General features: G+C 44.5%; 1 protein-coding gene and 1 pseudogene. Both read right to left on the bottom strand.

All coding sequences use genetic code 11. The features are described from left to right. Positions 1-1,612: hypothetical protein (locus AC1DLB_RS28310; RefSeq protein WP_477786119.1), on the bottom strand; the 1,612-nt coding region annotated here is incomplete at its 3' end. A gap of 62 nt (positions 1,613-1,674) precedes the next feature. Continuing rightward, positions 1,675-2,127: pseudogene (locus tag AC1DLB_RS28315) on the bottom strand (SDR family NAD(P)-dependent oxidoreductase); the annotation flags it as partial.

Consider the following 2,127-nt stretch of genomic DNA (forward strand, 5'->3'; position numbering starts at 1 on the left):
CTCCATTTAAGCCCAGCATGCTTAAGTTGGATCTTCGTTTCAGGCAGTAATTGATGCAGCTAGAAAAGCCAAAACTGAGAAAGATACTTACTATGGGCAACAGTGCAAGCATTTCCTTGGATCGAACAGTCAGTAGCATCAACGAAGAACTAACCAGTAATGCTGTAGACAATACTAACAAGCTTGCCTGAAAGGCTTTTCTGATGTTTTGTGTTTTACATATAGCGATACATGAGACGAACGCCAGCAAGGCATAGACCCAAGGTGGCGGAGTCAGGAAATTCATCCAACCAAAAAACACCATGCCTTGGTATTGTGCTTTCTCGGCAGGATTCCAGTACGGCATGTGTTGAGGTATAGCGTCCGGAGGAGGGGTCAGTTTAACGCTGCCATCCGCTTGAATATTGTCACCAATAATCAGATACAAGCTATTTGATTTTAAAGGTGTGAGTTGGAACGGTTTTTCGATGAAAAAAGCTAACCAACCCTTGATCAATTTCGCGATGTAGGCCGCGGGTATCGCCAGCACCGATTCTTTATACACGGCTATACTTAGGGCGTCCGTTTGCGGAAGCCCGATATAGTAATAGCCGGGAATGGCCGAAACATGAATATTAAATGTTTCAGGCAGGGGGTGCTTGGTCGTGAAATCAATCAACTCCGAGCGCGATGCATTCATCAGATAATTATATTGTGCGAGGTAGGGCGCTCTTACTTCTTTTGGTGCACCCCAATCAACATCTTGATAGGCTGCAGCCCTGAAATATTCCGGTGGTAAAATTGCGCCAAGGGCCCGCCACCTCAAACTGTTGATTCCCAGCTTGTTTGGTTCCTGAGTGATGTAGTCGTTTGGTATTGCGTCAATTAGAACCCAAGCATGATCGTAACTCAGTTGCCGTGAATTGGTCGTCGGGTAGTGAAAGGTTTCGACAAATACAAATATAATTATGGTGCTCGCCGATAGGCTGACGATGGCTGTCGCGATTTTCCAAGTCCAGTCCTTGCTGTCAAAAATTACTAACATCGCAATGACAGGGGCGATTACCAAGGAGTTGAACTTTACAAGGTAGGCAACCGTAAGAATAACTGCGGACAGTATATACAAAATTATTTTTGCATTATTTTTTACATCGAACGCCCAGAGAGCAGTCAGCAGTGCGATGGCAAGAAAGTCTCCTTGTAGCCAGTCCGGTCCGATGGAATTGACCCCACCCATGAAAAACAGACTGCCACCCCACGCTAGGCACATAAGTGTGGCTGAGATTTTACCAAATACTTTATTGCACATGAATGTGCTAATTGCGATGGCGAATACGTGGAAGTAAAAGTGAATGTGCTGTAAGTGTCGCAGCCATTTAACATTATAGATGTCTATTCCGTTGGGTACGCCAGCAAAATCGAGTGCGAAACGTGCGGCCAAAGTATATCCACTGGCGTGGATAAGATTGGATACGCTGGAGAAAATCATCTGAGCATAATTTGGATAGTCAAAGGCAGCAATGTTGATAGGGTACGTCTTCATGTAGTACAGGTTCAACAGAATGACAATGGCTAGGGCAATTAGTAATAAATGCCTTTGAAGCAGATTTCCTAGGGTATTTAAAGCTGACATTGAAGAGCCCTGTTGTCGATGAAGCTGGATGTATAAAGTTTTATCACTTGCAGTAAATCTGACTATAGATTTATCCGCTTGAATATAAAGTTTGGTAAATTTTTGATAATAAGCATTATCAGTGCCCAGAATGTTGGGGTGTACAGCGTGTTGGTTTTATTTGCACCGCTTTGACAATACTAAGTGCTACCTTTTCAGGTTGTGCTATCAGCAGGGGAGGCAGGTTGAGCCCCTTGGTCATAGGTGTTTGAACAAAACCGAGTTTGATGGTAGTCACCGAAACGCCGACTTTGAAAAGTCTTGCGCGCAAACCCTCGCAGAATGTGGAAACGGCAGCTTTTGCTGTGCCGTATAAACAGTTGGAGGGTCTGCCCCTGTCGCCAGCTACCGAAGAAATGACCGCCAATGAGCCATGTCTTTGAATTTCAAATTGATTGCCCAGCAACGTGAGTAACGCGACGACAGAAATAGCGTTGTAAGGTAAAACATTAACATATATATCGGTTGCAGAAGCC

This window comes from Pseudomonas sp. 05N434, assembly GCF_056396965.1.